Genomic DNA, 7,365 nt, shown 5'->3' on the forward strand with positions numbered 1-7,365 from the left:
CATCAATCAATACGGCGACCCGTCGCCCCGAACCGGAGGCGGTCGTAAACGACCGGACAGGCGGACGCTGGATTGGCAGCATCTACTTCTCGAGCGTGGATATTTTGCACGCACCATTCCCAAGGAATACGGCGGCTTCGGACTCCCGCTAGACGTAATGGAACTCGCGATCATAGCCGACGAATTTTCGACGGCCGGTGTTTCTGCCGGCATTATGAACCAGGGAATCTCGATGCTCGTACCGACCCTACTTGAGGTTGGATCCAGAGAGCAGTGCACAAAATGGATCGGTCCGACCATCCGCGGCGAGGTTATCTGGTGTCAGGGGTATTCCGAACCGGGGTCTGGTTCAGACTTGGCCGCTGTAAAGACGCATGCGCGTGTTGAGGACGGTCATTTTGTAATCAATGGTCAAAAAATCTGGACCAGTTCGGCGCATTTTGCTGACATGATGTTTCTGCTCTGCCGCACCGAAGCAGATAAGAGCAAGCACGGTGGACTCTCATATCTTTTAATCCCGATGAGCGCCGACGGCATCGAGGTTCGTCCTCTGACAACAATGACGGGGCGGGCCGAGTTTAACGAGACGTTTCTCACCGATGTGCGGGTTCCAATCGACCAGATTGTGATGCAGCGGGGTGATGGCTGGCACGTCGCGAACGTGACACTGAAATACGAGCGTCTTCTCCTTGGCGATCCCAATAAGCTTACCCATCGGTTCGCCCGCGTGATCGAACTTATGAGAAGGACATCTTTGGCTGGCGTGCCATTAATGCAGAATCCGGAGTATCGTGATCGGCTTCTCAGACTTCAAGGTGAAGTTCTTGCATCGAAATTCCACGGTCTTCGGTTGCTGAGTGAGCAGTCTAGAAATGAAGATTCGGGTGTCAGGCGCCTGATCGTAAAGCTAAACGGCACCATGATCGCATATCGCTTATCTTCCTTAGCAGTCGATGTGCTTGGTGCAGCCGGTCTACCTTACGAGCCCAAAGGCGAAGCGCTAGAGGACGATGAGGCCACGACGTGGCAGATTGACAACATGTACGATATCGGTCTGATCATCGGTGGTGGTTCGTCCAATATACAGAAAAACATCATCGGAGAGCGCGGGCTTGGTTTGCCCCGTGAGCCAACGGCCGATGCCAAACCCGTCCAGAAGGTGTGAGCCATGGAGTTTGGCCTTAGTAACGAACAGCAACTGCTTGAGAACTCTCTGCGCGGAGTTCTCCGAGAAGAGCTCTCTCTCGATAAGTTGCGCAAGGTCGCCGGAACTGGCACCGAATTTGCCGCGACGCTGTGGCAGCGATTGGTCGGACAGGGTATCGTGGGACTTCTGGTCCCGGAGCATTTCGGAGGCAGCGGACTGGCGTTACTGGACGCCGCCGTTGTTGCAGAAAGTCTCGGCTATTATGTTGCGCCCACGCCTTTTCCAGCCAGCGTCGTCATGGCGCCGCTTGCGGTGATGTCTTTTGGCAGCAAAGAGCAGCAAGCGGAATGGCTTCCCAAGATAGCGAGCGGCGAAGTAAGAATGGGCATGGCGTTTGTGGACGGCGCCGGCCAAACAGGAGGCAATTTAGCACAGCTCGACGGCAACAAGCTTAGTGGCCATTTGACTGGGGTTCTCGACGCTGGTGCCGCATCTCACGTTCTGTTGTTTCTACCCGATGGCCGGGCAGCCCTTATCGATGCTGATGATAGGCGGGTTACCATTGACGTGCGCGCAAGCCTTGATCGCACCCGACCTATATCGGGCTTTTCACTCGATGCCGCTGAAGCAATCATTCTGAACGAAGCTACCGATGCACCACTAGCGGCGGCTCGTATTGCCGATGCGGGAAGAGTTATCCTCGCCGCAGATACATTGGGAGCCGCACAGTCCATGTTCGACAGAGCGCTCGATTACTCGAAACAGAGAATTCAGTTCAATCGCGCTATTGGTTCCTTTCAAGCCGTCAAGCATACGCTTGCGGAACTAGCAACAATGTTGGAGCCGTGTCGCGCGCTGGTGTGGTATGCGGCCTATGCGCAAGATGCACTGCCGAAAGACGCTCGCATTGCGGCCTTGCATGCCAAGGCTCATATGGGCGAAATCGGCAGAGAAGTTGCGCGTCTTACCACAGAAGTGCATGGAGGAATGGGGTTCACTGACCTGCTCGGCTTGCACTATTGGTTCAAGCGCATCGCGTTTGACCGCCAGATGTTGGGAGCGCCGGAATATTGTCGGCGGGAAGCTGCAGCGGTGCAAGGTTGGCTTTCAGTGTAGTTTTAAAGCCGGTAACTCGATTTGGCCAACGCGCGCCCGGCCGCAAGTCCTCGAACGTTTGGGAGCGAGGTTGAGTAGCCGTCCACCTGTCCAAAATTGAGCAAATGGCTTGGGTCACCTTATTCCCGATGGATGACGCCCCCTTTCCAATTTGGGCCGAACTGCGCAAATTTTGTCCCATTACGCATATTTGTCCCACCCGATATAAGGGGCACACTCAAAATCGCTTATGGTCCAATGAAGTCCTCGTGATGCCGTTCGCAAGTGCGTGCGATACCCCCGGCCATAGAATTAGGGTCACCATCCATCAACTCGAATCCACTGCGCACTCGACGGGCGAGGATGGCGTTTCTGACGCCTCTCCTATTATCAGCAAACGGGAAGACCCGAAATGCGCATATTTGCAACGACCGGATAGATTTATTCGCCAGGAGGCGATCGAAATGAACACATTCTGATTTGCTATCGCCTAGATACCGGCCGGCGAATTGCCGATAACTTTTGAGGCACGGGATGCCACATCGGTGGCGACTACTTTCCACACTCCACCGTCATGCCAATAGCGTTCGGTCGGACCAGCAATTAGCAACGCCCCGATCAGTCCCCCATCCGCGCTGAACACTGGAGCGGCAATGCCTGTGACGCCTTCGATCGCCTCGGAGACGCTTTCGCTCAGTGCGGAACGCGCGATGTTATCAAGTTTGCGTCGAAGGATGTCGCGATCGGTGATCGTCCGGCTAGATAGCGGCACTAGGTTCACGCGACGCAGATACTGCTCGCGCCATTTTTCGTCCTGATAGGCCAACAAGAGCTGCCCCGCTGCGGACGTATACAGCGGACGCACGGTCCCCGCCGGAATCGAATACCGGATGAATTGCGGACTTTCGAGAACATCGCTGTACGTAACGGTTTTGGTGGACCTGTTAATCGTTGCAAAGATTATCGTTTCCGGGCAACGCCGTTGCGCCTCTGCGAGCAACCCGCGCAGAATGGTTCCGAGCTTTCGCGCTGAGAGAATGCCGATCGCAAGCACGAAGCTCTCATTGCTGAGAGTGTATCGCCCGTTCACATGAACCAGATGGTCGCTGGCCACCAACGGCCGGAGCAAAGTCAGCAAGCTGCTCTTCGGCGTTTCGAGTCGCTGGGAGAGTTCTGCCAGCGAGAGCCCGTCGGGGAACTGTACAATGGTCCTGAAAATCCCAAGCATCCGCGTAAGCGCGCGCGAGCCGATATTGGCCGCCTCCGGCGGCGCCACACCCCGCGCGGCCCGGCGCGCAGTGGGGCGGGTCTTGTCGGTCGATCGCGATTGAACAGCGCTCATTCAGCCCGCACACGCTCCTACCAGCCTGACACGTTGTAATCCACAATAGGAACCGGCAGCTGGGATGCTTCGCAACACCGGCCGATCCACCACCTCCGGATGCTGCCCTGTCAACTCTTTGTTCCGCTCTTCACCGGCTGCCGAGTTCGCGCAGGATCTCGTCCGTATTCTCTCCCAATCGAGGAGGAAAGCGGTGCACCGATGCCGGTGTCGCAGAGAATTGCGCGGGCGGCCCCATTGCCGTGATTCGGCCTTCCGACGGATGATCGAGATGGCGGAAGAAGCGGTGCTCGTGAAGATAGTCATTGCGATAGAGTTGCTGAAAATCCTCCACCGGGCCGTGGGGAATGTCCGCGTCGGCCAGAACAATGCCCCATTCCGCTGTCGTGCGCTGCGCGATAGCGGCTCCGATCAGTCCATACAGTTCGTCGATATTGCGCACACGCGCCTGCATGGTAGCGAACCGGGCATCGGCCGCCAATTCCGGCTGCCCGATCGCCTGGAACAGCCGCTCCCACTGCCCGTCATTGACAGCGAGTACGGCGACAAAGCCGTCCTTGCTGCGATAGGGCCGGCGATGCACCGAGAGCATGCGGCTATAGCCCATGCCAAGATCCGGCTCGTCGATCGCGCCACCCCAGATATGCTCCACCATGTTGAAGCCGACCATGGCATCCATCATGGCCACATGCACTTCCTGACCTTCGCCGCCGCGGCGCTCGCGCGCGAACAGCGCCATGCCGATTGTGGATGCGAGAATGTATCCGCACAGCTTGTCGCAGATTACGGTTGGGAAATAACGCGGCTCGCCGTCCCGCTCGTTCATCGCGGCGATGCCGGATGCCGCCTGGATCACGTCATCGAAGGCTGGCCAGTCGCGCCGGCTGCTATCGTTGCGGTATCCGCCGGCCGATGCATAGACAAGGCTCGCATTACGCGCGGACAGCGCCGCGTAACCGATCCCAAGCCGTTCCGCTGCACTAGGGCGCATGCTGTGGACGAACACATCCGCTGTCTCAGACAGTCGCACCAGCGTATCCCGCGCGCTCTCCTCCTTCAGGTCGAGAACGATCGAGCGCTTGTTCCTGTTCATGGACAGGAAGAAGGCCCCCATATTATGGCTGCGCGCCGGCCCAATACGCCGCATGTCGTCGCCACCCGGAGCTTCGACCTTGATCACGTCCGCGCCCATATCGCCGAGGATCTGGGTGGCAACGGGGCCGAGGACGTTGATCGTGAGATCGATAACGCGAATTCCCGCGAGCGGCCCTGTTGCGGCGTCGAGTTGCGAGAGATTGGAAGCGGTCATTGCCGGCCTATCCCGTTGTCCGCGCTTTCATCATCCGCAGCGGCGTGTATTCCATCACTACCGTGCCGTCCTGCTTACGGATCGAATTCTTGGTTCGTACCAGGCCGCGGTTCGGCCGCTTCTTGCTGCGACGGGATTCGATCACCTCGCATTCCACATGGATGGTGTCGCCGGCCACAACCGGCCCTTTGACGTCAAGCTCCATGTTCAGAAACGCGTAGCCGGTATGTTGCATCGTCGCCTGCACAAGCAGACCTTCGGCAAAGCAATAAACCAGCGCGGCCGGCGCCAGCCGCCCCTTAATGTCGGACTCTTCCTTCAGGAATTCAAGGTTGGTGAACAGCACCTCGGTCATCCCGGTGCAGTTGATAAAGCCAACGATATCGGCTTCCGTCACCGTACGCCCGATGGTCCTAAAAGTCAGGCCGAGCGGCGCGTCTTCGAAGTGTAATCCGATTCCAAGAGTTTCCATAGCGGATCCTGTCCTATTATCCGTTAGTTCTCAGTCGAGCAACGTCTTGGCGATGATGTTGCGCTGGATTTGGTTGGTCCCCTCAATGATCTGCAGCACCTTCGCATCGCGGAAGTATCTGTTGATAGGGGTCTCGTTCGAGATGCCGGCCGCGCCGAACAGCTGGACGGCGTCGGTTGCAACCTTCATCGCGGTGTCCGTGGCAAAACATTTCGCCGTCGCGGCCAGCCGCCCGAGTTCTGTCCCGCGAATGCCGCGATCGACTGCGGACGCAGCCTCATAGGTCAGATTGCGCGCGGCGGCGATCTGAATTGCCATGTCGGCAAGCATCCAGCGGATGCCCTGGAAGTCCGAGACCTTCTGGCCGAATGCTCTGCGGCCGCTGACGAATTCTATGGCGTGATCCATCGCGCCCTGCGCCAGCCCGACGCCGCGGGCAGCCATGATGGGGCGCGAGTCGTTCAGCGCCGCCATCGTCACCTTGAACCCGGTCTCCTCGTCCCCGAGACGGTTCTCTTCCGGGATGTAGGCATTGTCGAAGAACAAGGCATGCGCACCGACGCCGCGCGCGCCCATCTTGTCTTCCTTTGCGCCGACCTCGAAACCAGGCGTGCCTTTCTCGACAATAAACATGTTGATCTTGCCGCGCGTCTGATCCGTTCCGGTGCGCGCGGCGACCAGCACGAAATCCGCATTGCCGGAATTAGTGCACCAGATCTTCTGCCCGGTGAGGCGATAACCTGCGCCGTCACGCACCGCGCGCGTGCGGATGCCTGCAACGTCAGATCCGCTTTGCGGTTCGGTGAGCGAGAAGGCACCGCGCATGGCGCCGCTGCTCAATCCCGGCAGATAGCGCTCCTTCTGCGGCTTCGATCCACCAGCGAGCATGGCTCCGATCGGCACCCATTGTAGCACTAAGAGATAGGCTGTGTTGTAACAGACGCGACCGAGCTCCTCGACGGCAACGCAGGCCGACAGCAGGCTGCCGGCGCCGCCATATTCGGCAGGGAATGGCAGGGTGAAGAGACCGAGATCTCTTAGCATGTCGAACATGTCTTGCGGATACTCCGCAGTGCGATCGATCGCCTGCGCACGCGCAGCGACTTTCTCGCGCGCAACGCGGCGGACCAAATCTCTCACCTGTTTTTGATCTTCGTTTAGCCACTGGCTCACGTCATTTGCTCCGTTGACCCGCGATCTATCGACTAATGCCGTCCATTCACCTGCGCGCCATTCGTGAGCAATGAGCAACTGCGCGTCAACGCTCGCCCTGCGTCCCGGCGCGTTCAACACATCTGTGTCAATTTCCTCGTCCAGACGCGGCAACGGCCGCCGTTGAGCCGCTAAACGTCAACGCAACTAGCTACAATGATTAGTCAGCCTGCAGCTTGACAAGCTGTGAACACCGTTCAGAATACTGAACAATGTTTAAGAATGATGCTTATCTTAGAAGGCATCGCCACTCAGAGAGACGATCGATGAAGGTCAAGAGCTTCTCAGCATTTTTCCATCAGGATCATGTCATCAAGTCCGCGGCACGCACGCTCGAGATCCTCGAATACTTCGACGATGTCCGCCAACCACTAAATGTTGCCGGAATAGCAGCGGCGCTCGGCTATCCGCAATCGAGTGCTGCCGCCTTGCTGCGCAGCCTCACGGCCATGGGATATTTGCACTATAATCGCCGCAAGCGGACCTATGTGCCCACCGATCGCGTGCCGTTCCTCGGCAGCTGGATCAATCCGCCGCTGTTCGAGAACGGCGCCCTGCCTCGTCTCGTGAGAGCTATCCAGAAGCGGACCGGACAGCTCGTCCTGCTCGCGGCGCGCAACGGCGACATGGCGCAATATATTCACGTGCTGAACGCGCCGGCCGCGGTCGAACACCACATCAAGATCGGTCAGAAGCGGCCTCTGGCCACCTCCGGTGTCGGCCAGGTCCTCCTCAGCGCCATGCAGGACAAGGACATCCGGCGGCTGTATCACCGGATGAACGCCTAC

Annotated in this window: 7 protein-coding genes; 3 read left to right on the forward strand and 4 right to left on the reverse strand. The window is 58.3% G+C overall.

The genetic code is table 11. From position 1 onward, the window contains the following. The coding region (locus ACIQ17_RS28535; RefSeq protein WP_398472778.1) for an acyl-CoA dehydrogenase family protein at positions 1 to 1,165 on the forward strand (1,165 nt) is incomplete at its 5' end. Between the two features lie 3 nt (positions 1,166 to 1,168). Next, positions 1,169 to 2,263, forward strand: coding sequence for an acyl-CoA dehydrogenase family protein (locus ACIQ17_RS28540; RefSeq protein ID WP_398472779.1), 1,095 nt, complete (start codon positions 1,169 to 1,171; stop codon positions 2,261 to 2,263). Between the two features lie 469 nt (positions 2,264 to 2,732). Here the strand turns inward: ACIQ17_RS28540 and ACIQ17_RS28545 are convergent, their stop codons facing one another. The 4 genes from ACIQ17_RS28545 to ACIQ17_RS28560 form a co-directional block, all read right to left on the reverse strand. Next, the gene (locus tag ACIQ17_RS28545; protein WP_398472780.1) at positions 2,733 to 3,584 is read right to left on the reverse strand and encodes an IclR family transcriptional regulator; all 852 of its coding nucleotides are present in this window, start codon (positions 3,582 to 3,584) and stop codon (positions 2,733 to 2,735) included. Between the two features lie 130 nt (positions 3,585 to 3,714). Further along, positions 3,715 to 4,893: a CaiB/BaiF CoA transferase family protein gene (locus ACIQ17_RS28550; protein ID WP_398472781.1), complete on the reverse strand. Its 1,179-nt coding sequence runs from the start codon at positions 4,891 to 4,893 to the stop codon at positions 3,715 to 3,717. 7 nt (positions 4,894 to 4,900) lie between these two features. Then, positions 4,901 to 5,365, reverse strand: coding sequence for a MaoC family dehydratase (locus ACIQ17_RS28555; RefSeq protein ID WP_398472782.1), 465 nt, complete (start codon positions 5,363 to 5,365; stop codon positions 4,901 to 4,903). A gap of 30 nt (positions 5,366 to 5,395) precedes the next feature. Continuing rightward, positions 5,396 to 6,538, reverse strand: coding sequence for an acyl-CoA dehydrogenase family protein (locus tag ACIQ17_RS28560; protein WP_398472784.1), 1,143 nt, complete (start codon positions 6,536 to 6,538; stop codon positions 5,396 to 5,398). Between the two features lie 305 nt (positions 6,539 to 6,843). Between ACIQ17_RS28560 and ACIQ17_RS28565 the strand changes: the two genes are divergently transcribed. Further along, positions 6,844 to 7,365 (forward strand): IclR family transcriptional regulator (locus ACIQ17_RS28565; RefSeq protein WP_398472785.1); only part of this gene is annotated, 522 nt, incomplete at its 3' end.

The sequence above is a fragment of the Tardiphaga sp. genome, assembly GCF_044340795.1.
GTDB lineage: Bacteria > Pseudomonadota > Alphaproteobacteria > Rhizobiales > Xanthobacteraceae > Tardiphaga.